This window comes from Symbiopectobacterium sp. RP, assembly GCF_050472005.1.
Taxonomy (GTDB): Bacteria; Pseudomonadota; Gammaproteobacteria; order Enterobacterales; family Enterobacteriaceae; genus Symbiopectobacterium.
Map to the genome: position 1 here is coordinate 1,123,369 of NZ_JBGOGS010000001.1, position 25,483 is coordinate 1,148,851.

Below are 25,483 nucleotides of genomic sequence, written 5' to 3' on the forward strand. Positions count from 1 at the left end.
AAATGATTACAGCCAATGCCCTGATATGTGGAAAAAAAATACAGCTAATGGTTATCAAAATAATGTCGCTTGGCTATATAGCCAAGCGACTTAATTTTGATTACACCATATGGACTGAGAACAAAATCTCTGTATCGCAACCACTCTCTCTTTTTTTTGCTTTTTGCTTGTGCCCATTTATGCTCAATGGGGTTAAGATCTGGCGAATATGTAGGCAAATACTCCACCATATACCCTGCATCGATGATGACTTGTTGAATATTATGTTTTTTGTGAAAAGTTGCATTGTCCATCACGATTACACTGTTTTTAGGGAGTACTGGGATAAGGACTTGTGTGACCCAGGAATAGAAAACATCGCTGTTAATATTGATATCAAATAATCCGATAGCAAACAGCGTTGTGCCTAATAAAGCGCCGATAACATTTGTTCTTCCCTTGGCTCCCCCGTTCTTCAGGCCAAAACACCGTTGACCTTTTGGGGAATAGCCGTGAGTCCGTGGGGTATCGTGTGGAAAACCACTTTCATCAATAAAAACAATAGGCTTACCTTCTTTTTCATACTGTTGTTTTTTTTGTTGAAATGCTTGCCGGGCGCTTTCGTCGGCTTTCGGATGACGTAGAGTTTTTTATAGGTCAATCCCAGCTTTTTAAGAGCTTGCCAAATGGCCTTCTGACAAACGCCAAAACGCTCTGCACGTTCTTTTTGGTAAGCATCTGGATATGGTTCAACATCTTTTATCAACTCGGATTTATCGCTCTTTCGCTGACGCGTGGTCGATGCTTTTGAGGCTATTTGATTAATCCAACGCGATACAGAGGCAGGGCCAATCCGAAATTGCTTCGCTGTTTCTCGGATACTCAACCCTTCTTCTTCCCGTGTAGATATCACTTTACGTCTAAAATCAATTGAATAGCTCATTTAAATAATGTGATCAAAATTAAGTCGTTTAGCTATAGCCAAGCGACATTATTTTGATAACCATTAGCTGTGTTTTTTTCCACATATCAGGGCATTGGCTGTAATCATTTTTAAGTCGGTTGGCTATACTGGAGTTTGGTGAAACCATCCATAAAGGTCAGGCAGCGATGGACAGGGAGCTACCGGCTGTACTGGAGCGGCTGAAAACGAAGCTGCCGCCGTATCTCATCACCGTGCTGGAAGACCTGTACAACAGACTGAGTGAGCTGGACATGCTGATAGATGGCCTTGAAAAACAGCTTAACAATGTGGCGCGACAGAATGAAACCTGTAAACGGCTGATGGAAATTCCCGGTGTGGGACCGTTAATCGCTACAGCGGCGGTTGCCACCATGGGAGAAGCATCCGCGTTTAAATCAGGGCGAGAGTTCGCTGCTTATGTCGGTCTTGTACCGAAACAAACGGGTTCAGGAGGGAAAGTTCGCCTGCTGTGGATAAGCAAACGCGGTGACACTTATAGCCAACCGACATTATTTTGATAACAGCCAGCTATGCTTTTTTGCCGCATATCAGGGTATCTGTTGTAATCATTTTTAAGTCGGTTGGCTATATATCCAGAACATGCCGTTGAAGATTTTTCGATGTTCTGCCCACGGCCGGCCGGCCCGCGGAGATGTCAAAACGGTTGGCAACAAGGGCTCAATGATTGCCCATGCTTCATCAGAAAGATCGTAGCGAGCCATAATCAAAAGTGTCGTAGAAACAGATGGATACTATAGTTCAAGCAATTAAGGGACACAGCCTAGCATCCCGCCCTTCCCTGACGTTAGTTAAGATGCGCTCATCTTTCTTCCCTACGCGCAAAAGGCTTGTGCCTGCTGACAATCCCGTGCAAGCTTGGCTTTATCATTTCATTATGTGGGTCAATCCGTGAACCGCCACCATTTTCTTCAGGCGTTGGAACATCAACTTGTCCTGTTGGCTCAGGCGGCCGCTCCACTGGCAGACAGGCCGTTGGCCTATTCCCGTTTTGATCGCCAACTGTTTCAATCACATGGCACGCGTTTGTGCGATTATCTGAATGAAGTTGAGCAAAATTTTCAGTCCTTGCGCCATCTGGTAGCAGAAAGCCGTACCGAACGCGTCGCGTTCATGACGGAAAAATTGGTCGCGCAGATAGGCGCACTACAACGAGAACTCTCCACACAGGCGCTACGCCGTCAGGAGGAGAAGACGCCAGTCGCCATTGCCAGCGATTTGTATCAAAAGCTGGCAGAGCACCAGGACTATGAACGACGCCTGAATTTGATGATTCAGGACAGGGAAAGCCAACTCGACAGAGCGGCAACGTTGAACGCGCAGCAACAGTTGCAACGAGAGATAGCCGCGCTCGAAGGCCGGTTAGCACGGTGTCGTCAGGCGCTGGCGCGTTTAGAGCGTCAGGTGAAAAGGCGTGAACAAGGGCAGTAACCGCAACCAAAGGACCTAACGCATGTCGCTGGAAAATGCCCCGCCAGAGGTCAAACTGGCCGTCGATCTGATTATGCTGCTGGAAGAGAGCGATATCACGCCCGATGTGGTGCTGGCTGCGTTAGAGATTGTGCGACGTGACTACGAATCCAAGGCAGATGCGGTATAGCTAAACGACTTAATTTTGATTGCATTATTTAAATGAGCTATTCAATTGATTTTAGACGTAAAGTGATATCTACACGGGAAGAAGAAGGGTTGAGTATCCGAGAAACAGCGAAGCAATTTCGGATTGGCCCTGCCTCTGTATCACGTTGGATTAATCAAATAGCGTCAAAAGCATCGACCACGCCTCAGCGAAAGATCGATAAATCCTAGTTGATAAAAGATGTTGAACAATATCCAGATGCTTACCAAAAAGAACATGCAGAGCGTTTTGGCGTTTGTCAGAAGGCCATTGAGTTATGCTCATTTCTGGTGTACGGGGTTTCGGGGAGGGTGGCGTATCCTGCTGATTGATTTCGTGGATGATTTCAACAACAGAGAGGTGATACCCCATGAAAAAGTCTACCCTACAGGTCTCCGCAGAACCAGATATTGCCGCTGATCCCTTGCATGAACTCATTCGTAATGGTGCCAGGCAGCTGATAGCTGCCGCCGTTGAGGTTGAGCTCGAAGCCATGCTGCAACAACATGCTGAACGCCGCCTTGACGACGAGCGTCATGCTGTCGTTCGTAACGGCTATTTGCCACCGCGAACCATACAGACGGGTATTGGGGATGTTGAAATTAAAGTGCCTAAGGTCAGGGAGCTCAGCGGCAACGGAATATGCTTCAACAGCGCGTTGTTGCCGCCTTATCTGAAACGTGCAAAAAGCGTCGAAGAGTTGCTACCATGGCTGTACCTGCGAGGCATATCCACCGGTGATTTTCACGAAGCCCTGAGGGCGCTTCTCGGTGAAAAAGCGAATGGCCTCTCTGCCAGTACCATCAGCAGACTGAAACAACAATGGCTTGAAGAGCACAGGCAATGGTGCCTGCGTGATTTAAGCGATACGCGCTACGTTTATTTCTGGGCCGATGGCATATACAGCCATGTCAGGCAAGATGATCGCCTTTGCCTGCTGGTCATTATCGGCGTCACTGAGCATGGACGTAAGGAGCTGGTTGTGGTCGAAGATGGTTATCGAGAGTTAGAAGCAAACTGGGTCGAACTTCTTAATGGCCTGCGAGCACGTGACCTAACCGTATCTCCCAAGCTGGCTACGGGAGACGGTGCCCTTGGTTTTTGGAATGCAATGGCAAAGATATTCCCGGACACGCAGCACCAACACTGTTGGGTGCACAAAACCGCTAATGTGTTGGCTTCACTCCCCAAAGCCATGCAACCGAAAGTTAAGGCTGAGCTGCGGGAGGTTTGGCTGGCAGAGAGCCGCGATGCCGCTAATGAAGCCTTTGATGTTTTGTTGGCAAGGTTTTCAGCGAAGTATCCTGCAGCGATGAAGAAGCTGGAGAAAGCTCGAGAAGAACTGCTGGCATTCTACGACTTCCCGTCAGAGCACTGGGCGTCAATAAGAACGACAAATCCGATTGAATCGGCTTTTGCGACTGTGAGGCTACGAAGCAGACGCGCGAAGAACGGTGGTTCGAGAGAAACAACCCTGTCAATGGTATTTAAGCTGTTCCAGTCAGCTCAGAAAAGCTGGAACCGACTAAGAGGATTTGACCTGCTGACCCTGGTTGTAAGCAACGTCCAATTTAAGGATGGAGAACAGATTCACGAAGCATCAGAGCGGAACGTAGCCTGATCGCCATACACCAGATTTGCTAATAACTCGCATAAATGGGCACAAGCAAAAAGCAAAAAAAGAGAGAGTGGTTGCGATATATCCAAGCGACATTATTTTGATAACAATTAGCTGTATTTTTTGCCACATATCAGGGCATTGGCTGTAATCATTTTTAAGTCGGTTGGCTATACAGAGATTTTGTTCTCAGTTCATATGGTGTAATCAAAATTAAGTCGCTTGGCTATAATTCAAACCATGAACCCGTTTGCATTGACGAAAAAACGGTGCTTATTCCTAAATCAACGCCAATCGGCCATTTCTCTAACATATTGAATATAGAAGAAATTAATCAGAGTGCTGCCGCTCAGCCGGTTAAACTCTCTAAATCCGAGTATGCGGTATTTCGGTACTGGAGCGAGGGGGTATTTACCGGAAGTGATCGCAGAACGGGTGGGAATTATAGTCAACCGACTTAAAAATGATTACAGCCAATGCCCTGATATGTGGCAAAAAATACAGCTAATTGTTATCAAAATAATGTCGCTTGGCTATAATAAAAAGTCAGTACTGAACAGCAAAGCAAGGCTGTTAAACAAATACGGCGTACACGATAAGAACTCTCTGCTACTGATTGCCAGCATCCTGTTTAAGCGAAAAATCATTAAACTGGGTGAAAGCAGCGAAAACGCGCCTTAAGCGCGCTGGATGTGGTAAACGGGCATAAAAAAGGAGGCCATGGCCTCCTTTTTTATGCCTTCATATTAGGCATCTTCCAGGTAAGTATAGCCATACAGGCCACTTTCGAACTCATCCAGGAACTGCGACTGAATGTCAGCAGGCAGGTTGGTCTCCTTCACCTGATCGCGAAAACGGGCCATCAGTACCTCGGGATCCAACTGGACGTATTCCAGCATGTCTGCCACCGTGTTGCCTTCATCAGACTCTTCCAGTTCAATAGAGCCGTCCTGGAACACGTAAACATCTACGGTCGCCGTATCGCCAAACAGATTATGCATGTTGCCCAGGATTTCCTGATAGGCACCAATCATAAAGAAGCCCAGCAGCGGTGGATTTTCCGGATCATACGGTGGCATCGGCATGGTGGTCGCGATACCGTCACCATCGATGTAATGGTCGATCGTCCCGTCCGAGTCACAGGTAATATCCAGCAGTACAGCACGGCGCTCAGGCAGTTTGTCCAGGCCTTCTAACGGCAGCACTGGGAACAGTTGATCGATCCCCCACGCATCCGGCATCGACTGGAACAGCGAAAAATTCACATACAATTTATCCGCCATGCGCTCCTGCAATTCGTCAATAATCGGACGGTGTGCGCGGTTGCTGGGATCAAGCTGTTGCTGGATCTGCTGGCAGATGCTGAGATCGAGCTGCTCCGCTTTTGCACGCTGCGTCAGATTTAACATCCCGTGCGTATATTGGGTATGCACATCATGCAAATCCATCTGGCTGTCGTGCAACCATTCACGCAAGGAACGCCGCGTTCCCGGCATTTTGATCTCCTGCCAGGTTGACCACAGGCTTTCCAACGCACGAGGATCGTCCTCTTCCGGCGGCGTCGGCTCGCTAAACTCATTACGCTCCACCCCAATGATATTGGACACCAGTACCGTGTGGTGTGCAGTAACCGCACGCCCAGATTCAGTGATCACCATCGGGTGCGGCAGACTGTGCTCATTACAGGCATCGCCAATGCCCCAAATCACGTTATTGGCGTATTCGTTCAAGCCATAGTTTACCGAGCAGTCGGATTGAGAACGGGTGCCCTCATAGTCCACGCCCAGCCCACCGCCGACGTCGAAACACTGAATGTTGACGCCTAGCTTGTGCAGTTCCACATAGAAACGTGCAGATTCGCGCACGCCCGTGGCGATATCACGAATATTGGCCAACTGAGAACCGAGATGGAAGTGCAACAGTTGCAGACTGTCCAAACACCCCGCTTCGCGCAGCATCTCGACCAGTTGCAGAACCTGCACCGCAGCCAGACCAAATTTGGACTTCTCACCGCCGCTGGATTGCCACTTGCCTGAGCCCTGAGAGGCCAGACGCGCACGCACGCCGAGGCGCGGCACCACGTTGAGTTGCTCAGCCTCTTCCAGCACCAGTTTAATCTCGGACATCTTCTCGATGACCAGATAGACCTTATGTCCCAATTTCTCGCCGATCAGTGCCAGACGGATGTATTCGCGATCCTTGTAACCGTTACACACGATCACGGTGCGCGTCATACCCGCGTGTCCCAACACTGCCATCAATTCAGCTTTTGAACCTGCCTCCAGTCCCAGCGGTTCACCTGAATTCACCAGCGATTCAATCACACGCCGATGCTGGTTAACCTTGATGGGATACACCAGGAAATAGCCACCTTCGTAGCCAAAGGACTCACGTGCACGACGAAACGCGGCGTTAATCGAACGCAAACGGTGTTGCAGGATTTGCGGAAAACAGAACAGCGCAGGCAAACGCTGATTGTCCTGCTGCATCTCTTTCACCAGCCGCACCAAATCAACGCGGGCTTCCGGCACGTCTGGATCCGGGCAAACGCTGATATGCCCCAACTCGTTCACGTCGTAATAGTTGTTGCCCCACCAGGCAATGTTGTACGTCCGTAGCATCTCGCTGGCATTGCGGTCATTCATGGCCACCTCTTGCATAGAGCGCAAATATTCACGTTTACCCGTCGCTGACGAGCCATTTTCAATCATATCGTCAGACATAACGAACCTCTTTATTCATTCCACTCATCACATTACGACCTGTCCCAAAACGCTGTGTCACGTCCACCCACGTTGATGGCGACAGCAGTGAAAAAACTGGCTGCATGCAGTATGCCGCCGTTATGTGACCTTTATTAGTGCAGTAAAACACGCTAGGCTGTGTCCCTTAATTGCTTGAGCTATAGTATCCATCTGTTTCTACAACACTTTTGATTATGGCTCGCTACGATCTTTCTGATGAAGCATGGGCAATCATTGAGCCCTTGTTGCCAACCGTTTTGACATCTCCGTGGGCCGGCCGGCCGTGGGCAGAACATCGAAAAATCTTCAACGGCATGTTCTGGATACTGTGTTCAGGCGCACCATGGCGTGATTTACCTGAACGTTACGGCCCATGGAAAACCGTTTATAACCGTTTCAATAGATGGTCAAAGTCTAGAATCATTAACATTATTTTCAATAAGTTACTTTCATTTCTTGATGCTCATGGACTTGTTAACTGGTCAGCCACTGCGCTGGATGGCAGTAATATCCGTGCGCTCAAATGTGCGGTTGGCGCTCAAAAAAACATCTCGATATTACCAACGATAATAGCCTGGGTCGCTCACGAGAGTTATTAGCAAATCTGGTGTATGGCGATCAGGCTACGTTCCGCTCTGATGCTTCGTGAATCTGTTCTTCATCCTTAAATTGGACGTTGCTTACAACCAGGGTCAGCAGGTCAAATCCTCTTAGTCGGTTCCAGCTTTTCTGAGCTGACTGGAACAGCTTAAATACCATTGACAGGGTTGTTTCTCTCGAACCACCGTTCTTCGCGTGTCTGCTTCGTAGCCTCACAGTCGCAAAAGCCGATTCAATCGGATTTGTCGTTCTTATTGACGCCCAGTGCTCTGACGGGAAGTCGTAGAATGCCAACAGTTCTTCTCGAGCTTTCTCCAGCTTCTTCATCGCTGAAGGATACTTCGCTGAAAACCTTGCCAACAAAACATCAAAGGCTTCATTAGCGGCATCGCGGCTCTCTGCTAGCCAAACCTCCCGCAGCTCAGCCTTAACTTTCGGTTGCATGGCTTTGGGGTGTGAAGCCAACACATTAGCGGTTTTGTGCACCCAACAGCGTTGGTGCTGCGTGTCCGGGAATATCTTTGCCATTGCATTCCAAAAACCAAGGGCACCGTCTCCCGTAGCCAGCTTGGGAGATACGGTTAGGCCGCGTGCTCGCAGGCCATTAAGAAGTTCGGCCCAGTTTGCTTCTGACTCTCGATAAGCATCTTCGACCGCAACCAGCTCCTTACGTCCATGCTCAGTGACGCCGATAATGACCAGCAGGCAAAGGCGATCATCTTGCCTGACATGGCTGTATATGCCATCGGCCCAGAAATAAACGTAGCGCGTATCGCTTAAATCACGCAGGCACCATTGCCTGTGCTCTTCAAGCCATTGCTGTTTCAGTCTGCTGATGGTATAGCCAAGCGACTTAATTTTGATTACACCATATGGACTGAGAACAAAATCTCTGTATCGCAACCACTCTCTCTTTTTTTTGCTTTTTGCTTGTGCCCATTTATGCTCAATGGGGTTAAGATCTGGCCAATATGTAGGCAAATACTCCACCATATACCCTGCATCGATGATGACTTGTTGAATATTATGTTTTTTGTGAAAAGTTGCATTGTCCATCACGATTACCCTGTTTTTAGGGAGTACTGGGATAAGGACTTGTGTGACCCAGGAATAGAAAACATCGCTGTTAATATTGATATCAAATAATCCGATAGCAAACAGCGTTGTGCCTAATAAAGCGCCGATAACATTTGTTCTTCCCTTGGCTCCCCCGTTCTTCAGGCCAAAACACCGTTGACCTTTTGGGGAATAGCCGTGAGTCCGTGGGGTATCGTGTGGAAAACCACTTTCATCAATAAAAACAATAGGGTTACCTTCTTTTTCATACTGTTGTATTTTTTGTTGAAATGCTTGCCGGGCGCTTTCGTCGGCTTTCGGATGACGTAGAGTTTTTTTTATAGGTCAATCCCAGCTTTTTAAGAGCTTGCCAAATGGCCTTCTGACAAACGCCAAAACGCTCTGCACGTTCTTTTTGGTAAGCATCTGGATATGGTTCAACATCTTTTATCAACTCGGATTTATCGCTCTTTCGCTGACGCGTGGTCGATGCTTTTGACGCTATTTGATTAATCCAACACGATACAGAGGCAGGGCCAATCCGAAATTGCTTCGCTGTTTCTTGGATACTCAACCCTTCTTCTTCCCGTGTAGATATCACTTTACGTCTAAAATCAATTGAATAGCTCATTTAAATAATGTAATCAAAATTAAGTCGTTTAGCTATACCTCTCAACATGACGTATACCACATAACCCTAGCCCGGGGGCGCAACCGCATAACAACGACTAAAGAGCGGTCCTGAGTAACACGATTAACGCACAATATACAGGCAAAAAAAACCCAACAGCGAAGTTTGGTTCTTTTGCTTGCCAAAGTTGATGGCCTCAGCACAGCGCGATAATCATTACTAACAGATTGAGTCTACTTTCTCCATCGGACAATGAAAACACGTGCTGAGAGACGATCATAGTGAGAGCGTTAAACCACAAATCAACAAACGAATAGCACTTCAGTTTCCCTACCAAAGATACCGTTTCAATGCGCCAGCGACTTGGAAAACAGGTTAATCACAATCACGCCCAGAATAATCAGCAACATCCCCAGTATCGCAGGCAAATCGAGCTTCTGTCCGTAAAATAGCCAACTCACCGTGGCAATCAGCACAATCCCAACCCCAGACCAGATGGCATAAATGATGCCAGTCGGTAACGTGCGCATCGTCAGAGAAAGGCAATAGAACGACACGCCATAAAAGATCACAGTAATAATGCTAGGCATTAAACGACTAAAGCCATCCGAAAGTTTGAGCGCCGAGGTGGCGATCACTTCCGCCACAATGGCGAGAGAAAGAAACAGATACGTCATAAACAACCGCTACCTTAAAAAATTGCACCCTAGCGCCTTAGAAATCGACAACCGTCACCACACTAACACCAACAAGTTACACACCGATGGCATATTTCAGCGCCAGCGTTTTAAGATGTCCTGCACGCTCAGCAGTCAGCAATGCCATGTTTCGAGCAAAGGTCAATGGTGGTAAACGATTACTGAACGCGTTATAAAACAGGTCCATGCCATTTTGCATTAACAAATTATCAGTCTTACGCCGACGCTGATAACGCAGCAAAACGGCCTCACTATACCAGCACTCCCCTGCCTCCCGCGCGCCAGTCACAACATCAATCAACGCGTCCGCGTCACGATAGCCGAGATTCACGCCCTGCCCGGCGAGTGGATTAATGGTATGGGCTGCATCCCCCACCAAGGCGATCCCTTCAGCCACATAACGTTGTGCATGACGACGCACCAGTGGGAACGCCCCGGCGGCAACCGACTTCACGTGCCCCAAACGTGTGGGGAAAGTTTCTGCAATTGCCTTATCCAACTGTGGCAACGACAGTGATTGAAGCTGACGAATACGGCGCGGGCTGTCATACCACGCCAACGCGCCCCATGATCCAAACAGCGGTAAAAATGCACGCGGTCCCTGAGGCGTAAACTGCTGCCAAGTACAATCCTGCTGAGGTTGCTGGGTATCCACGGCAATCAACAGACACGATTGCCGGTACTGCCATCCATTGATGCCGATACCTGCCCACTGGCGCACACGCGAGTTCGCGCCATCCGCACCAAGCACCAAGGGCGCACTCAATGTCTCACCGCTATCCAGCGCGATCTGCCAGCACGCAGGCGTGCGAACCATGCTGCGTATTTGCGCGGGGCAACGAATATCACACCGCTGCTGCTCAGCCAGGCATTGCCACAATGCCAGCTGCAATACCCGGTTTTCCACCATAAATCCCAATTCGGGCAGGTGCAGGTCGGCGGCGCTAAAGGCAACCCGTGCATCATCCCATTCCCAGGTTTCCAACCGGCGATAAGGCGCACAGCGCATCTGCTCAACGCCCGACCATGCACCCAACGACTTTAACAGTGAAACAGACGCATATCCCAGCGCTGAAACCCGAATATCCGGCGCACTGTCGGCCATAAAGGCGGCGGGAGCGGCCTGCTCCAACACCGCGACCTGAAAACCGTTGCGCGCGAGCCCGAGCGCGACTGCGGCACCGACCATCCCGCCACCGACCACGATGGCATCATACCGTTGATTTATTCCGTTCATCGTGTCTAAACCGACTCAAACTGTGTAACTGATAGGCACAGTGTACTGGATTTTCGACAACTGTGTTGACCCTGCGAAAAAACGCTCAACAAATTTCGCGCTATGGTCACAACCGCAGCAAAAGATTACAATACGTGCCCCGTCCGTATTTCTGGGCATCTATGATTTGGTAATACGCTTTTTCACCCGCACTGAGTAATGACAAGTCGATGACAAAGAAACTGCACATTAAAACCTGGGGCTGTCAGATGAATGAATACGATTCATCCAAGATGGCTGACCTGCTGGAAAGTACACACGGTTATGAGCTGACCGAGGTGGCCGAAGAGGCTGACGTTCTGCTGCTGAATACCTGTTCTATCCGTGAAAAGGCACAGGAAAAAGTTTTCCATCAACTTGGCCGCTGGAGAGCGCTGAAAGAGAACAACCCCGATCTGATTATTGGAGTGGGCGGCTGTGTTGCTTCTCAGGAAGGCGAGCATATTCGCGAACGCGCCAGCTATGTCGATCTGATTTTTGGCCCGCAAACGCTGCACCGCCTGCCAGAAATGATTAACCACGTGCAGGGCACACATAGCCCGGTGGTGGATATCAGCTTCCCGGAAGTCGAAAAATTTGATCGGCTGCCGGAACCTCGTGCCGAAGGGCCGACGGCGTTTGTTTCCATCATGGAAGGGTGCAACAAATATTGCTCATTTTGCGTGGTGCCTTATACGCGCGGTGAAGAAGTCAGTCGGCCCTGTGACGACGTCTTATATGAAATTGCGCAGCTGGCCGCACAAGGGGTACGTGAAGTTAACCTGTTGGGTCAAAACGTCAACGCCTATCGTGGTGAAAATTTTGATGGCAGTATCTGCTCGTTTGCCGATTTGCTGCGTCTGGTAGCCGCAATAGACGGTATCGACCGTCTCCGCTTTATCACCAGTCACCCGATTGAGTTTACCGACGATATCATCAGCGTCTACGAAGATACGCCTGAACTGGTGAGCTTCCTTCATCTGCCAGTACAGAGCGGTTCCGATCGTATTCTAACCATGATGAAGCGCCGCCATACCGCGCTGGAATACAAAGCCATCATTCGTAAACTGCGCAGCGCACGACCGGATATTCATATCAGTTCCGACTTTATCATCGGCTTCCCCGGTGAAACCCAAGAAGATTTCGAACAAACCATGAAACTGATTGGTGATGTCAATTTTGATATGAGCTTTAGCTTTATCTACTCTGCGCGTCCGGGGACCCCCGCCGCAGACATGGTTGATGATGTCTGCGAAGAAGAGAAAAAGCAGCGCCTGTATATTCTGCAAGAACGTATCAGCCAGCAAGCGATGCAGTTCAGCCGCCGTATGTTAGGCAGCATCCAACGCATTCTGGTGGAAGGTACATCGCGCAAAAGCGTGATGGAACTGTCAGGTCGCACAGAAAATAACCGTGTGGTTAACTTCGAAGGCACCCCGGATATGATTGGTAAGTTCGTTGATGTTGAAATTGTCGACGTTCGTCCTAATTCACTGCGCGGTGTGGTTGTCAAAACCGAAAACCAGATGGGTCTGCGCATCAACGAATCTCCAGCCTCCGTGATTGCACGAACCCGCAAAGAGAACGATATCGGCGTTGGTCTCTACCAGCCTTGATGGATAAGCCGCACGGGTGATGCACTCGCCCGTGCACTTGCCCGCCGCGCGCCATCATATAGCCTAAATAATTCAAGTTGCAGGACAAAACGTTTACGTTTTGAACAGCGCTTGCGCTGGCCCGTAGGGTGAATCTCAGAGATGAGATTCATTTATCCCAATGAGCTTGTGATTCGGGTGAGTGAACGCCTCCAACGCTTCTGCAACTTGAAGTATGACGGGTATGAACATATTGCCACTTGCACCTTTCCCTATTACCGATAAATAATTCAATCATCATCTCGTCCCTTATTGTTCTCATCACTCATGATGACGAGCGTTGATATACCAAGAGGAATAATTTGAACGTTACGATAAAAGAGATTACCCTCGAACCTGCTGATAATAAACGCCTACTTAATCTGTGCGGCCCCTTTGATAGTAATATCAAACAGTTGGAGCGCCGTCTCGGAATCGAAATCAACCATCGAGACAATAAATTCAAACTGGTCGGAAAAGGCCTGTGTATTGAAGCGGCGGCAAATATTCTGCAACGTCTTTATGTTGATACCGCACCCGTGCGTGGTGTGGAAGGGGATATTGACCCCGAGCAGATTCATCTGGCAATCAAAGAATCGGGCGTGCTGGAGCAAAGCGCCGAGAGCGTGCTGGATTTTGGCAAGGCGATCAACATCCGCACCAAACGCGGCATCATTAAGCCGCGCACCCCCAATCAGGCGCAGTATATCGCCAACATCCTCGATCATGATATTACCTTCGGCGTGGGCCCTGCGGGAACGGGGAAAACCTATCTGGCAGTCGCTGCCGCGGTGGATGCGCTCGAGCGTCAGGATATCCGCCGCATTTTGTTAACGCGCCCGGCCGTTGAAGCGGGAGAAAAACTCGGCTTTCTGCCCGGCGATTTGAGCCAAAAGGTCGATCCTTATCTGCGCCCACTCTACGATGCGTTATTCGAAATGCTGGGGTTTGAGCGCGTGGAAAAACTCATTGAGCGCAACGTGATTGAAGTAGCGCCATTGGCCTATATGCGCGGCCGCACGCTGAATGACGCCTTTATTATCCTCGATGAGAGCCAGAACACCACGATCGAACAGATGAAGATGTTCCTGACCCGTATTGGCTTCAACTCCAAAGCCGTCATCACCGGCGATATCACTCAGATTGACCTGCCACGCAATATCAAATCGGGGCTGCGCCACGCGATTGACGTGTTGGCCGATGTGGAAGAGATCAGTTTTAACTTCTTTCACAGTGAAGATGTGGTGCGCCACCCTGTGGTCGCACGCATCGTCAACGCTTATGAAGCCTGGGAAGAAGCCGACCAGAAACGCCGTGCAGCGCAGGCCGAAGAGCGCAAATGAGAAGCACAAGCAGCCAGTGCACCCGCGGTATCAGGGGCGGGTGATAAGCAGGAGTCACAATGAGTCAGGTTATTCTCGATTTACAAATTGCCAGCAACAATGCTGCAGGGCTGCCGAGCGAACAGGATTTTCAGCGTTGGCTGGAGGCGGTACTGCCGCAGTTTCAGCCAGAAGCGGAAGTGACCATTCGTATCGTTGATGAAGCGGAAAGCCACGAACTGAATCACACCTATCGCGGCAAAGACAAACCTACCAACGTACTCTCCTTTCCGTTTGAAGCACCGCCGGAAGTCGAGCTGCCGTTATTGGGCGATCTGATTATTTGCCGCCAGGTGGTGGAGCAGGAAGCCATTGAACAGCAAATAACCGCAGACGCCCACTGGGCACATATGGTGATACACGGTTGTCTGCATCTGCTGGGTTATGATCACATCGAGGACGACGAAGCAGAAGAGATGGAAGCGTTGGAAACCGAGATTATGCAACAAATGGGCTATGTTGACCCTTATCTGTCCGAGAAAGAGTAAGGCCACGTGGCGGCAACTTGAAGTATGACGGGTATATTCTGTTATTATGAAAAATACAGTAGATTACCGTAGACCCTGATATTGCTTTTGATGGCGCATTTTTCGTTATGATGCCTTCTTCGTCATCATAGCTTAACGGCGTTATGGTTAAACATAACGCCACGCGCAGTAATCACCGCGCACCTTTATGTCAACCCGCCCGCGCGCCTGATGCTCTTACAGCGCATGCCCCTTTTGCGTGGTTGATGATGATTGACTAACCAGAGAGACAGTAAATAGAACGCCATGAGCGACGACCATTCTCAAAACAGCGATAGCCCCAGTCCCAAGAAAGGATTCTTCTCACTGATCCTTAACCAGCTTTTTCATGGTGAACCCAAGGATCGCAGTGACCTCCTCGCCTTTATCCGTGATTCCGAACAAAACGATCTGATCGATCCAGACACCCGCGACATGCTCGAAGGGGTAATGGATATCGGGGAACAGCGCGTGCGGGATATCATGATACCCCGTTCGCAGATGATCACACTGAAGCACAACCAAACGCTGGAAGAGTGTCTGGATGTGATTATCGAATCAGCGCACTCGCGTTTTCCGGTGATCAGTGAAGACAAGGACCACATTGAAGGCATCCTGATGGCCAAGGATCTGCTGCCGTTTATGCGCAGCGATGCCGAGCCGTTCAGCATGGAGCAGGTGCTTCGTCCTGCACTCGTGGTGCCGGAAAGCAAACACGTGGACCGCATGCTGCACGAGTTCCGTTCGCTGCGTTATCACATGGCTATCGTCATCGATGAGTTTGGCGGTGTATCTGGGCTGCTCACCATTGAAGACATTCTCGAGCTGATCGTTGGCGAAATTGAAGATGAGTACGACGACGAAGAAGATCGCGATATCCGTCAGCTGAACCGACACACCTATACCGTGCGCGCGCTAACACTGATTGAAGATTTCAACGAGGTGTTTGGCACCCAGTTCAGCGATGAAGAAGTGGACACCATCGGCGGACTAGTGATGCAAGCCTTCGGCCATCTGCCTGCGCGTGGTGAAACCATCGACATCAACGGTTACCTGTTCAAAGTTGCCATGGCGGACAGCCGACGTATTATTCAGACTCATGTCAGAATCCCTGACGAGGCGCCTCAACCAACACTGGAACCTTATAGCCAACAGACTTAAAAATGATTACAGCCAATGCCCTGATATGTGGCAAAAAAATACAGCTAATTGTTATCAAAATAATGTCGCTTGGCTATAATTCGACAATGTCTGTCATGTCTGTTTTACGCCTCCAGCGGGTGCGCATCCTGCTTGCGCTGTTCTGCGGTGCTTGGGGCACCTTGGCGTTTTCACCGTTTGATTTCTGGCCTGCCGCGCTGGTTTCGCTGTGCGGATTGCAAGCCCTGACGCTGAACAGAACCTGGCGGCAATCCGCCGCCATTGGTTTTAGCGGGGGCTTTGGCCTGTTTGGCAGCGGAGTGAACTGGGTGTACGTCAGTATTGCCGAGTTCGGCGGCATGCCGGAAGCCATTAACGTGTTTCTGGTGGTACTGCTCGTGCTCTATCTGTCGCTTTATCCCGCGCTCTTCTCTGGACTGTTAACGCGCATGTGGCCACGAACGACGCTGGTGCGTCTTATCGTGGTCGCGCCGGTCCTGTGGCAGTTCACTGAGTGGTTGCGCGGTTGGGTACTCACCGGCTTTCCCTGGCTGCAATTTGGCTATAGCCAGATTGACGGGCCGCTGCAAGGCCTGGCGCCGCTGCTTGGCGTTGATGGTATCAACCTCTTGTTGGTCATCATTGCCGGCCTGCTGGTGTTCGGTACCACACGACGCAAAACTATCCCGCTTTACTGCGCCATTGCGCTGCTGCTTCTGCCTTGGCCGTTGAAGTTTATCCATTGGTTCACGCCTCAACCAGATCGCGCGGTCAACGTCGCGCTGGTGCAAGGCAATATTGCCCAGGTGCAAAAATGGGATCCCAATGCGCTGCAACAGATTCTGAACATCTACCGGGATGCCACGCTGCCTTATCTGGATAAAGCGCCAATCGTTATCTGGCCAGAATCGGCCATCCCTGATGTAGAAACGCGTCAGCAAGCGTATTTGCAGCATATCGATGAGCTACTGCGCGCGCACAACAGCAGTCTGGTCACGGGGGTTGTGGATGCACGCCGCCGCACAAACGAGCAGGTTGACTTCTACAACAGCATTATCGTGCTGGGTGGCAGCGAACCGTACCGTTACCCCAGCACCAACCGCTACAACAAAAATCATCTGGTGCCATTTGGTGAATTCGTTCCGCTGGAAACGCTGCTCCGTCCGTTAGCGCCGTTCTTCGATCTGCCGATGTCTTCGTTCAGCCGTGGCCCTTACCAACAGCCTCAGCTCTTGGTTAATGGTATACGGATGACGGCTACGGTCTGCTATGAAATTATTCTCGGGCAGCAAGTACGCGATAACTTCCGGCCTGATACCGATATGCTGCTGACCATCTCCAACGATGCCTGGTTTGGTCGTTCTATCGGTCCATGGCAACATTTACAAATGGCCCGCATGCGTGCTCTTGAGTTAGGGCGTCCGCTGCTACGTGCGACCAACAATGGCGTGACCGCCGTTATCGGCCCACAGGGTGAAATCAGTGCCGAACTGCCGCAGTTTACGCGCAAGGTGCTGCTCACCAAAGTGACGCCAACCACCGGCATCACCCCTTACGCACGCTTTGGTGCTTGGCCAATGTGGATCATTCTCGCCGTGCTGGCCGGGATAGCCTGCGTCGTTAACACAATAACCGGCAGGCGCGGCCTGCCGGTTTCCCGTCAATATGTACCATATAGCCAAGCGACATTATTTTGATAACAATTAGCTGTATTTTTTTTCCACATATCAGGGCATTGGCTGTAATCATTTTTAAGTCGGTTGGCTATATGGTCACTTTCAGGTGCTCTCCGATTGCTCGACAGAAGTGAAGAAAGGTAAAGTGGTGGTCGTTTGTGGGCCGTCAGGCTCCGGGAAATCCACGTTGATCAAAACGGTTAATGGCCTTGAACCCGTGCAGCAAGGTCAGATTGACGTTAACGGCATCTCGGTTAACGACAAGAAAACCAATCTGGCACAATTGCGTTCCAAAGTGGGCATGGTGTTCCAGCATTTTGAACTGTTTCCCCACCTCTCCATCATTGAGAACCTGACGCTGGCGCAGGTGAAAGTGCTCAAGCGTGATAAAGAGGCCGCGCGTGAAAAGGCCACCAAGTTGCTCAATCACGTGGGTTTGTCCGCACACGCTAACAAATTTCCCGGCCAGCTCTCCGGTGGTCAGCAACAGCGTGTCGCCATTGCGTGCACTCTGCATGGACCCGGTTGCCATGCTGTTTGACGAACCGACTTCCGCGCTCGATCCGGAAATGATCAACGAAGTGTTGGATGTTATGGTTGAACTGGCGCAAGAAGGCATGACGATGATGGTCGTTACCCACGAAATGGGCTTTGCGCGCAAAGTGGCACACCGCGTCATCTTCATGGATGAAGGCAAGATTGTGGAAGACACGCCTAAAGAAGAGTTCTTCAACAATCCCAAATCCGTGCGCGCTAAAGACTTTTTGGCGAAGATCCTGCACTAAGCCATTATCCAGTATCGCAGCGCCTGACGTTGCGACGCGCGTTCCCGCGCAAGCGGGAACGCCTCTCCCTTAAGCTACCTCGTCAGGGCTGAAAAGGCTGACGCTGAAACTGATCGTGCTCGCACTTCGGACAACGAGGCAGCACTTCCGGCGTATAGAATGCCAAATGGTGATGGCAGTTTTCACACACCAAATTACCCAGCCCGACGACTTCGCCACTGTGGTAAACGCCGTGATGGCTGACATCTTTAAACAGCACCTGCCATTCCAACTGAGTTTTATCCGTAATATCCACCAGCTCTTTCCACAGGCTCTCCTTGATGACACGCAGAAACACACTATCGGATAAATCCTCGTCCTGGCTATCCGTGTAACGCTGAGCAAATTCGGCCAAATCGCGCTCTACGGACTGAATAATATCTTCGCGTTCGCGGTGGGTGAGATCTTCGCTGTCGTGCAAGCTCTCCCGGGCATGTTGGAGCATCTGAGTCAGATCGCGTTCACCGGCGCTTAAACGCGTCATGATGGAAGACATCAGCGCACGATAATGCCGGGCTTTCTTGTTCATGGTGCCTCCTGAATACGCGGATTGGTTAACATTGGCGGGGCAATGACGGTACCTGTTTAGCTATCCCTCTCTATTTTAGACGGTTTTAAACACTATTCTTGCTCATCACCTCTCTTTGCCCCACTTTTTGCCAACTTTGCGGCTTGCATCCATATACCCTAAATATAGCCAACCGACTTAAAAATGATTACAGCCAATGCCCTGATATGTGGCAAAAAAATACAGCTAATTGTTGGCTTTGTTGAATAAATAGATTTTATGCTGGCAGCCCAGCGAAACGACGGATCCTCGCAACGTAAAATCATGCAGTTAGGCCTCATGAGAAAAGTGTACACCTGAGATGACAAGCATTTTCAACCAAAACTGGCATGGAAAAACAGCATGATTACCTATTATTCAACAAAGCCCTAATTGTTATCAAAATAATGTCGCTTGGCTATAATTCGAGTTGCAGGACAAAACGTTTGCGTTTTGAACAGCGCTTGCGCTGGCCCGAAGGGTGAACCTCAGGGATGAGGTTCATCAATCCCGATGAGCTTACTCAGGTAAGTGATTCGGGTGGACGAGTTTAGCTAACGCACCTGCAACGTGAAGTATGACGGGTATAAATCAGCGCTTAGGGTGCAGAGACGGTTGTTGCCAGCGTTGCTTATCAGCTATGCTATGTGGATCATTATGATGAATCGGAACACGCTACGGGTGTAGCCCTTCTTTACTAAATAGGACCCTTGGCAGCCATGCAAGAGCAATACCGCCCAGAAGAGATAGAAACTCGCGTCCAGCTTCACTGGCAAGAAAACAAAACGTTTAAAGTGACCGAAGAGCCCGGCAAGGAAAAGTACTACTGCCTTTCCATGCTCCCCTACCCTTCTGGCCGCCTACACATGGGGCACGTACGTAATTACACCATCGGTGATGTTATTTCCCGCTACCAACGCATGTTAGGGAAAAACGTCCTGCAACCAATCGGATGGGACGCTTTCGGTCTGCCAGCGGAAGGGGCTGCAGTAAAAAACAACACCGCACCGGCCCCCTGGACCTATGCCAACATCGATTACATGAAAAACCAGTTGAAGCTGCTGGGCTTTGGCTATGACTGGGATCGTGAAGTCGCCACCTGTAAACCCGATTATTATCGCTGGGAACAGTGGTTCTTCACCAAGCTGTACGAAAAAGGTCTGGTCTACAAGAAAACCTCTACGGTGAACTGGTGCCCGAACGATCAGACGGTGCTGGCCAACGAACAGGTTATCGATGGCTGCTGCTGGCGCTGTGACAGCAAAGTGGAGCGTAAAGAGATCCCGCAGTGGTTTATCAAAATCACCGATTACGCCGATCAACTGCTCAACGATCTGGACACGCTGGAAAGCTGGCCGGAGCAGGTTAAAACCATGCAACGCAACTGGATTGGCCGTTCGGAAGGGGTGGAAATTACCTTTGACGTGGCAGACAGCGCTGACAAGCTGACCGTCTACACCACGCGTCCGGATACCTTTATCGGTGCCACCTATGTCGCCGTTGCTGCCGCGCATCCGCTGGCGCTGTGCGCCGCCGCCACTAACCCGGCGTTGACCGCGTTTATCGATGAATGCCGTAACACCAAAGTTGCCGAAGCAGATATGGCGACCATGGAGAAAAAGGGCATGGCGACAGGTCTGTTCGTGGTGCATCCACTGACCGGCGAAAAACTGCCAGTATGGGCAGCCAACTTCGTACTGATGGATTACGGCACTGGCGCGGTGATGGCCGTTCCGGGCCACGACCAGCGCGACTGGGAATTTGCCACGAAATATCAGCTGACGATCAAACCCGTTATCCTGAACCTGGACGGCAGCGAACCCGATACCTCTGCACAAGCCATGACCGAGAAAGGCGCACTGTTCAACTCAGGCGAATTCAGCGGTCTGGATCACGAGGCGGGCTTTAACGCCATTGCTGACAAGCTGGTCGCACTCGGCGTCGGCGAACGCAAAGTCAACTATCGCCTGCGCGATTGGGGCGTATCCCGTCAGCGTTACTGGGGGGCGCCAATCCCGATGGTGACGTTGGAAGATGGCACCGTTATCCCAACCCCGGAAGATCAACTGCCAGTGATTCTGCCGGAAGACGTGATGATGGATGGCATTACCAGCCCTATCAAAGCCGATCCCAACTGGGCAAAAACCACCGTCAACGGTCAGCCTGCGCTGCGTGAAATCGATACCTTCGATACCTTTATGGAATCCTCCTGGTACTACGCGCGCTACACTTGCCCGCAATACGATCATGGTATGCTCGATCCGGCGGCGGCCAACTACTGGCTGCCAGTCGATCAATACGTGGGCGGTATCGAACACGCCATCATGCACCTGATGTATTTCCGCTTCTTCCACAAGTTGATGCGTGATGCAGGTCTTGTCACATCCGATGAACCCGCCAAGCGCCTGTTGTGTCAGGGGATGGTGTTGGCTGATGCCTTCTACTACACCGGCAACAGTGGCGAACGTATCTGGGTATCACCGTCTGACGTCACCGTGGAGCGCGATGACAAAGGACGCATCCTGAAAGCCTTCGATGCAGAAGGCCGCGAACTGGTGTACGCCGGGATGAGCAAGATGTCTAAATCGAAGAACAACGGTATCGACCCGCAGGTTATGGTAGAGAAATACGGTGCCGACACTGTGCGTCTGTTTATGATGTTCGCCTCTCCGGCAGAAATGACGCTGGAATGGCAGGAATCAGGGGTTGAAGGGGCTAACCGCTTCCTCAAGCGTGTGTGGAAACAGGTTTACGACCACACGGAAAAAGGCGCTAGCGGTGCGCTGGATGTTTCCGCGCTGACCGAAGATCAGAAAGCACTGCGTCGCGACCTGCACAAAACCATCGCTAAAGTTACCGATGATATTGGTCGTCGTCAGACGTTCAACACCTCTATCGCCGCCGTGATGGAACTGATGAACAAGCTGGCAAAAGCGCCGCAAGAAAGCAAGCAGGATCGCGCACTGACTCAGGAAGCGCTGCTGGCCGTGGTGCGTATGCTGTACCCGTTCACACCGCACGCCTGCTTCACGCTGTGGCAGGCGCTGTGTGGCAATGGCGATATCGATACGGCCCCGTGGCCTGTTGCCGATGAAGATGCCATGGTGGAAGACTCCAAATTGGTCGTGGTGCAAGTGAACGGCAAGGTGCGCGGCAGAATTACGGTTGCTGCCGATGCCACGCAGGAGCAGGTTCAGTCGCGTGCCGCACAGGAACATCTGGTGGCAAAATACCTAGAAGGCGTTACAGTACGTAAAGTCATTTACGTTCCGGGCAAACTGCTTAACCTGGTTGTAGGTTAAGCCAAGGAGGCACTGTGCGACATCGTTTATTCACGTTGTTGCTGGGGTTGGCGGTGCTGGTTACCGCCGGCTGCGGTTTTCATCTGCGTGGCACCACACAACTGCCCAGCGAATTGAAGGTATTAACGCTGACCAGTAACGATCCTTTTGGTCCGTTGACCCGGGCCATTCGCGATCAGCTACGTGCCAGTGATGTAAGAATCGAGGAAGACGCCGCGCGTCAGGATATCGCATCCCTGCGTATTCTCGGCTCCACGGAAGCCAGAGACACTGTCTCTATTTTCCAGGATGGGACCACCGCAGAGTACCAGCTGGTGCTGACCATTCAGGCACAGGTGCTGCTGCCTGGTGAAGATATTTACCCACTCTCGGTCACGGTGTTCCGCACCTTCTTTGATAACCCGCTCGCCGCGTTGGCAAAAAACGCCGAACAGGACATCATACGTAAGGAGATGCGCCGTCAGGCTGCCGAGCAGTTAGTGCGTAAGCTGGTGACCATCAACGGCAGTGATGAGGTGAAAAACCGCCAGCAACGTGCCACCGCCATCAGCGATAACAACGGGCGTTCATGATCCGTATCTATCCGGAACAGCTTGCCGCGCAGCTCAATGAAGGGCTGCGCGCTTGTTATCTGCTGTTTGGCAACGACCCACTGTTGTTGCAGGAAAGCCTAGATATGCTGCGCCATCGCGCGCGGGAGCAGGGTTTCACCGAACATTTCAGTTTCACACTCGATCAAAGCACCGATTGGGATGCTATTTTCAGCGTATGTCAGGCACTCAGCCTGTTCGCTTCACGGCAAAGCCTACTGCTGCAACTGCCGGAAAACGGCCCCAACGCCGCCATGGCAGAAAATCTGGTCAAACTGTCTGGACTGCTGCATCAGGACGTCTTACCTATTCTACGCGGCAGCAAACTCACCAAAGCGCAAGAAAACAGCGCCTGGTATAAAGCACTGTCGCAGCACGGCGTGATCATCAACTGTTTAACACCGGAACAGACGCAATTACCGCGCTGGGTGGTACAACGCGCCAAGCAACGTAAACTGCAACTGGATGATGCCGCAACTCAGCTGCTGTGTTACTGCTATGAAGGCAATCTTCTGGCGTTGATGCAGGCGCTGGAACGTTTGTCATTGCTCTATCCTGACGGCAAGCTCACGTTGCCACGCGTTGAACAGGCGGTAAACGATGCCGCACACTTCACGCCCTTTCACTGGTTGGATGCCATGCTGGCAGGCAAAAGCAAACGCGCCTGGCACGTGTTGCAACAGTTACAAGCAGAAGACTGCGAACCGGTGATTCTGCTGCGCACGCTGCAACGTGAGTTGACGCTGCTGGTCACCTTGCAGCGCAACATGGCGACAACACCGTTACGTACCCTGTTTGATCAGCATAAAGTGTGGCAAAACCGACGCGCACTGCTCACTCAGGCACTCCAACGGCTCAATGGACATCAGTTGCAGCAAGCTATGCACCTGCTGACGCGATTGGAATTGACGCTAAAACAGGATTATGGCCAATCCATCCGGCCAGAAATGCAAACGCTGACGCTGTTATTGTGCGGCAAGGTGCTTGCGCCCGGTATGGTCAACGCCGATGAATAGCGTTACTCCCCCTGAACTGATCGCCTACTTCGGCGGCACCTTTGATCCCATTCATTATGGGCATTTACGTCCAGTCACTGCGCTGGCGGATGAAATAGGCGTAACGCGCATCACGCTGATGCCCAATAACGTACCGCCTCACCGCGAACAACCTGAAGCCACCGCGCAACAGCGCAAACGCATGGTGGAACTCGCCATCGCCGAGACGCCGTTATTCAGCGTGGATGACCGTGAATTGCAGCGCATCACGCCGTCTTACACCATTGATACCATGGAGATGATCCGCGCAGAAATGGGCGATAACATTCCGTTGGCCTTTATTATCGGCCAGGATTCGCTGCTCACATTACACGCCTGGCACCGCGGACAAGACCTGCTCAAGGTGTGTCATCTACTGGTCTGCGCACGCCTAGGTTACCGCACCACGTTGGACACGCCAGAACAGCAGGCGTGGCTGGAAGCGCACAGCGCTGAAAATGCCGCAGCTCTTCACACGCAGCCGCACGGATTGATCTATTTGGCGCACACGCCGCTGGTCACCGTCTCTGCCACGGATATTCGCCAGCGCAGTCAGAAGGGTGAATCCTGCGACGATTTGGTTCCCCCTGCCGTGCTGCATTTTATGGATGCTCACGACTTATACCGTTAACCCGCTTCCCGCATACCACTCTCTCACCGGGCATGCTATACTCCGCCGCTGGTTTTTCAGTCCGGTAAAAAACGGTAAAGCGCGTTTCTATGCCACAATATGGGCCGCAAAATAGGCCGATAATACCCTGAAACACCTGCGGTGCATCACGCATGAACACGCAACCCTTTTTACCCGCCGGAGCACATTTCTCCGGTTGAACCGCCAGGCAGGAGGAACCTTTGCAAGGCCAAGCACTCCAAGATTTTGTTATTGATAAAATAGATGATTTAAAAGGCCAGGATATCGTTGCGCTGAACGTGCGTGGCAAATCCAGCACTACCGACTGCATGATTATCTGCACCGGTACATCCAGCCGCCACTTTTCGTCTATCGCCGAGCATGTGGTACAAGCCTCACGCGCTGCCGGAATGATCCCACTGGGTGTTGAGGGTGAGCAAGGTGCTGACTGGGTAGTTGTCGATCTCGGTGATGTGATGGTGCACGTGATGCAGGAAGAGAGCCGTCACCTGTACGAACTGGAAAAACTGTGGAGCTAGCATGAGGCTGCAGCTGGTCGCCGTTGGCACCAAAATGCCGGACTGGGTGCAGACAGGTTTTTCGGATTATCTGCGACGTTTTCCCAAAGACATGCGCTTCGAGCTCACGGAGATCCCTGCTGCTAAACGGGGAAAGAATGCGGATATCAAACGTATTCTCGAGCGCGAAGGGGAACTGATGTTGGCGGCAGTGGGGAAAAGTAACCGTATTGTGACACTAGATATTCCCGGTACGCCGTGGGAAACGCCGCAGCTTGCCAGCCAATTGGAACGCTGGAAACAGGACGGGCGCGACGTCAGCCTGCTGATTGACGGCCCGGAAGGGCTGGCCCCCGCTTGCAAAGCGGCGGCGGAGCAAAGCTGGTCGCTACCGCCGTTAACGCTGCCGCACCCGCTGGTGCGCGTATTGGTGGCCGAGAGCCTGTATCGGGCCTGGAGCATCACCACCAATCACCCTTACCATAGAGAGTAAGACTGTACGATGAAACACACGAAAT

The 25,483-nt window shown here is 51.1% G+C and carries 24 protein-coding genes and 7 pseudogenes; 21 read left to right on the top strand and 10 right to left on the bottom strand.

Features of this window, described 5'->3' with window-relative positions; translation table 11 throughout:
* Positions 1-44 precede the first annotated feature (44 nt).
* Positions 45-560 (bottom strand): annotated as a pseudogene (locus ACD630_RS07360) (IS630 family transposase); the annotation flags it as partial.
* Entirely contained in the window at positions 455-922 is a 468-nt protein-coding gene (locus ACD630_RS07365) for an IS630 transposase-related protein (RefSeq protein ID WP_430358619.1), read from the bottom strand. The pseudogene ACD630_RS07360 and the gene ACD630_RS07365, both read right to left, overlap by 106 nt.
* 125 nt (positions 923-1,047) lie before the next feature.
* On the opposite strand from ACD630_RS07365, the pseudogene ACD630_RS07370 reads away from it, so the two are divergent.
* A pseudogene (locus ACD630_RS07370) lies at positions 1,048-1,458 on the top strand (transposase); the annotation flags it as partial.
* A 75-nt stretch (positions 1,459-1,533) separates the two neighbouring features.
* Here the strand turns inward: ACD630_RS07370 and ACD630_RS07375 are convergent.
* A pseudogene (locus tag ACD630_RS07375) lies at positions 1,534-1,665 on the bottom strand (transposase); the annotation flags it as partial.
* A gap of 187 nt (positions 1,666-1,852) precedes the next feature.
* Here ACD630_RS07375 and priC point away from each other — a divergent pair.
* From priC to ACD630_RS07405, 6 genes are all read left to right on the top strand, one after another.
* Positions 1,853-2,392: a primosomal replication protein PriC gene (gene priC, locus ACD630_RS07380; RefSeq protein ID WP_430358620.1), complete on the top strand. Its 540-nt coding sequence runs from the start codon at positions 1,853-1,855 to the stop codon at positions 2,390-2,392.
* A gap of 22 nt (positions 2,393-2,414) precedes the next feature.
* Positions 2,415-2,561, top strand: a complete 147-nt coding sequence (rsmS, locus tag ACD630_RS07385) for a pleiotropic regulatory protein RsmS (RefSeq protein WP_430358621.1) — start codon at positions 2,415-2,417, stop codon at positions 2,559-2,561.
* A 32-nt stretch (positions 2,562-2,593) separates the two neighbouring features.
* On the top strand, positions 2,594-2,770 hold the full coding sequence (locus ACD630_RS07390) for an IS630 transposase-related protein (RefSeq protein ID WP_430358622.1): 177 nt from the start codon (positions 2,594-2,596) through the stop codon (positions 2,768-2,770).
* On the top strand, positions 2,771-2,911 hold the full coding sequence (locus ACD630_RS07395) for a hypothetical protein (protein ID WP_430358623.1): 141 nt from the start codon (positions 2,771-2,773) through the stop codon (positions 2,909-2,911).
* A gap of 38 nt (positions 2,912-2,949) precedes the next feature.
* On the top strand, positions 2,950-4,200 hold the full coding sequence (locus ACD630_RS07400; protein WP_430358624.1) for an IS256 family transposase: 1,251 nt from the start codon (positions 2,950-2,952) through the stop codon (positions 4,198-4,200).
* A 432-nt stretch (positions 4,201-4,632) separates the two neighbouring features.
* Positions 4,633-4,878, top strand: coding sequence for a hypothetical protein (locus ACD630_RS07405; protein ID WP_430358625.1), 246 nt, complete (start codon positions 4,633-4,635; stop codon positions 4,876-4,878).
* A gap of 65 nt (positions 4,879-4,943) precedes the next feature.
* On the opposite strand, the gene speA is transcribed toward ACD630_RS07405, so the two are convergent.
* Positions 4,944-6,920: a biosynthetic arginine decarboxylase gene (speA, locus tag ACD630_RS07410; RefSeq protein WP_430358626.1), complete on the bottom strand. Its 1,977-nt coding sequence runs from the start codon at positions 6,918-6,920 to the stop codon at positions 4,944-4,946.
* Positions 6,921-7,135: 215 nt separating this feature from the next.
* Here speA and ACD630_RS07415 point away from each other — a divergent pair.
* A pseudogene (locus ACD630_RS07415) lies at positions 7,136-7,530 on the top strand (IS5 family transposase); the annotation flags it as partial.
* 29 nt (positions 7,531-7,559) lie between these two features.
* Here ACD630_RS07415 and ACD630_RS07420 read toward each other — a convergent pair.
* From ACD630_RS07420 to ubiF, 5 genes and pseudogenes are all read right to left on the bottom strand, one after another.
* Positions 7,560-8,381 (bottom strand): annotated as a pseudogene (locus ACD630_RS07420) (IS256 family transposase); the annotation flags it as partial.
* 129 nt (positions 8,382-8,510) lie between these two features.
* Positions 8,511-8,939, bottom strand: a pseudogene (locus ACD630_RS07425) (transposase); the annotation flags it as partial.
* The gene (locus tag ACD630_RS07430; RefSeq protein ID WP_430358627.1) at positions 8,863-9,228 is read right to left on the bottom strand and encodes an IS630 transposase-related protein; all 366 of its coding nucleotides are present in this window, start codon (positions 9,226-9,228) and stop codon (positions 8,863-8,865) included. The gene ACD630_RS07430 and the pseudogene ACD630_RS07425, both read right to left, overlap by 77 nt.
* Before the next feature lie 347 nt (positions 9,229-9,575).
* Positions 9,576-9,905, bottom strand: a complete 330-nt coding sequence (locus ACD630_RS07435) for an SMR family transporter (RefSeq protein WP_430358628.1) — start codon at positions 9,903-9,905, stop codon at positions 9,576-9,578.
* Between the two features lie 76 nt (positions 9,906-9,981).
* The gene (gene ubiF, locus ACD630_RS07440) at positions 9,982-11,163 is read right to left on the bottom strand and encodes a 3-demethoxyubiquinol 3-hydroxylase (RefSeq protein WP_430358629.1); all 1,182 of its coding nucleotides are present in this window, start codon (positions 11,161-11,163) and stop codon (positions 9,982-9,984) included.
* Between the two features lie 209 nt (positions 11,164-11,372).
* Between ubiF and miaB the strand changes: the two genes are divergently transcribed.
* The 6 genes and pseudogenes from miaB to ACD630_RS07470 all read left to right on the top strand — a co-directional run bounded on the left by miaB (position 11,373) and on the right by ACD630_RS07470 (position 18,304).
* Positions 11,373-12,797 carry a tRNA (N6-isopentenyl adenosine(37)-C2)-methylthiotransferase MiaB gene (gene miaB / locus ACD630_RS07445; RefSeq protein WP_430358630.1) on the top strand — a complete coding sequence of 475 codons (1,425 nt, stop codon included), beginning with the start codon at positions 11,373-11,375 and terminating at the stop codon, positions 12,795-12,797.
* 341 nt (positions 12,798-13,138) lie between these two features.
* Positions 13,139-14,158, top strand: coding sequence for a PhoH family protein (locus ACD630_RS07450; RefSeq protein WP_430358631.1), 1,020 nt, complete (start codon positions 13,139-13,141; stop codon positions 14,156-14,158).
* Positions 14,159-14,217: 59 nt separating this feature from the next.
* Positions 14,218-14,685, top strand: a complete 468-nt coding sequence (gene ybeY, locus ACD630_RS07455; RefSeq protein ID WP_430358632.1) for an rRNA maturation RNase YbeY — start codon at positions 14,218-14,220, stop codon at positions 14,683-14,685.
* A 285-nt stretch (positions 14,686-14,970) separates the two neighbouring features.
* Positions 14,971-15,864, top strand: a complete 894-nt coding sequence (gene corC, locus ACD630_RS07460; protein WP_430358633.1) for a CNNM family magnesium/cobalt transport protein CorC — start codon at positions 14,971-14,973, stop codon at positions 15,862-15,864.
* A gap of 86 nt (positions 15,865-15,950) precedes the next feature.
* Complete coding sequence (lnt, locus tag ACD630_RS07465; protein WP_430359944.1) at positions 15,951-17,540, top strand: apolipoprotein N-acyltransferase; 1,590 nt, start codon at positions 15,951-15,953, stop codon at positions 17,538-17,540.
* Positions 17,541-17,625: 85 nt separating this feature from the next.
* Positions 17,626-18,304: pseudogene (locus tag ACD630_RS07470) on the top strand (amino acid ABC transporter ATP-binding protein).
* 82 nt (positions 18,305-18,386) lie between these two features.
* On the opposite strand, the gene ACD630_RS07475 reads toward ACD630_RS07470, so the two are convergent.
* The gene (locus ACD630_RS07475) at positions 18,387-18,872 is read right to left on the bottom strand and encodes a zinc ribbon-containing protein (RefSeq protein ID WP_430358634.1); all 486 of its coding nucleotides are present in this window, start codon (positions 18,870-18,872) and stop codon (positions 18,387-18,389) included.
* A gap of 368 nt (positions 18,873-19,240) precedes the next feature.
* Here ACD630_RS07475 and ACD630_RS07480 point away from each other — a divergent pair, with 368 nt between their 5' ends.
* From ACD630_RS07480 to rlmH, 7 genes are all read left to right on the top strand, one after another.
* The gene (locus ACD630_RS07480) at positions 19,241-19,375 is read left to right on the top strand and encodes a hypothetical protein (protein WP_430358635.1); all 135 of its coding nucleotides are present in this window, start codon (positions 19,241-19,243) and stop codon (positions 19,373-19,375) included.
* A 234-nt stretch (positions 19,376-19,609) separates the two neighbouring features.
* Positions 19,610-22,192, top strand: a complete 2,583-nt coding sequence (gene leuS / locus ACD630_RS07485) for a leucine--tRNA ligase (protein WP_430359945.1) — start codon at positions 19,610-19,612, stop codon at positions 22,190-22,192.
* 14 nt (positions 22,193-22,206) lie between these two features.
* Positions 22,207-22,764, top strand: a complete 558-nt coding sequence (lptE, locus tag ACD630_RS07490; RefSeq protein ID WP_430358636.1) for an LPS assembly lipoprotein LptE — start codon at positions 22,207-22,209, stop codon at positions 22,762-22,764.
* Complete coding sequence (gene holA, locus ACD630_RS07495; protein ID WP_430358637.1) at positions 22,761-23,798, top strand: DNA polymerase III subunit delta; 1,038 nt, start codon at positions 22,761-22,763, stop codon at positions 23,796-23,798. Before lptE ends, holA begins: the two co-directional genes overlap by 4 nt.
* Positions 23,791-24,447, top strand: coding sequence for a nicotinate-nucleotide adenylyltransferase (nadD, locus tag ACD630_RS07500; RefSeq protein WP_430358638.1), 657 nt, complete (start codon positions 23,791-23,793; stop codon positions 24,445-24,447). Before holA ends, nadD begins: the two co-directional genes overlap by 8 nt.
* Before the next feature lie 221 nt (positions 24,448-24,668).
* Positions 24,669-24,986 (top strand): ribosome silencing factor, encoded by a 318-nt coding sequence (rsfS, locus tag ACD630_RS07505; protein WP_430358639.1) that lies wholly within the window; start codon positions 24,669-24,671, stop codon positions 24,984-24,986.
* A gap of 1 nt (position 24,987) precedes the next feature.
* Entirely contained in the window at positions 24,988-25,458 is a 471-nt protein-coding gene (gene rlmH / locus ACD630_RS07510; RefSeq protein ID WP_430358640.1) for a 23S rRNA (pseudouridine(1915)-N(3))-methyltransferase RlmH, read from the top strand.
* Positions 25,459-25,483 lie beyond the last annotated feature (25 nt).